Below are 927 nucleotides of genomic sequence, written 5' to 3' on the forward strand. Positions count from 1 at the left end.
TCGTGGAGGCGGGGTGGGCGGGGCGGGCGCTGGCGGGTGCTGCGGTCAGCGCCTGAGGGCGGGCCGCCGTCACGACCGGCCCGCCTCGACCTCCGCCAGCAACGCCCGCACCTGGTCGAGGGCCTCCGTGCGCCAGGTCCCCTCCTCCTCGGCCAGCTCGATCGTCCGCACCAGGTGCTCGCGCGCCGTGTCGGCGTCGCCGAGACCGGCGTACGCCCGGCCCAGCATCCAGTGCGCGATCGACGTCCAGTCGCTGCCGTCCGCGATCGTCCGGGACAGCGTGGACTCTCCGACCTCGACGGCCTCCTCGAACCGCTCGGCCGTGATCAGCGTGCCGGACAGCCCGGACAGGGCGATCGTCCGGGAGTGCTGTGCGGCGGCCGAGGGCACCGGCAGCTCGTCGATGGTCCGTAGCAGGGCGCGGTAGGTGTCGATCGCCTCGTCGTGCCGGCCCGCGCGGTTCAGGCCCACGGCGGTCCCGACGGCGGCCCAGTAGTAGGTCGAGAGGTACCCGGCGGCCTCGGCCAGCTCGCGCCCGCGGGAGTAGTACGAGAGCGTCTGGCCGGCGTCGCCCAGGACGCGCCAGCCCTCGGCGGCGTTGCAGACGGCGTCCGCCTGCTCCCGGACGGCGCCGAGCTCCTCGGCGAGCCGGTGGACCTCCATGGCGCGGTCCACGGCCTCGTGCACCGCCACCCTGCCCTGGGTCCGCCGGACGGCGAGGAGCGCCCAGGCCTGCCGGTTCATGTGCCAGAGCTCGCGGCGGCGGTCGCCCAGCCGGGCGGCGGCCGCACGGGTCTGCCCGAACACGTCGAGCCAGTCGCCCGCCCAGAACTGGGTGTGGGCGGCGAACCAGCGCAGCGCCTCGCCGAGCCGGGCGACCCGCTCGTCCTGCCCGGTGGCGCCGGCCACGCGCAGCGCGGCGAGCCA

Annotated in this window: 1 protein-coding gene; it reads right to left on the reverse strand. The window is 76.5% G+C overall.

Translation table 11 applies throughout. From position 1 onward, the window contains the following. Positions 1–69: 69 nt before the first annotated feature. Positions 70–927, reverse strand: an 858-nt coding sequence (locus tag PROKR_RS05415) for a tetratricopeptide repeat protein (RefSeq protein ID WP_036960337.1), incomplete at its 5' end; no start/stop codon positions are given.

It is taken from the genome of Promicromonospora kroppenstedtii DSM 19349, assembly GCF_000515355.1.
GTDB classification, from domain to species: Bacteria; Actinomycetota; Actinomycetes; order Actinomycetales; family Cellulomonadaceae; genus Promicromonospora; species Promicromonospora kroppenstedtii.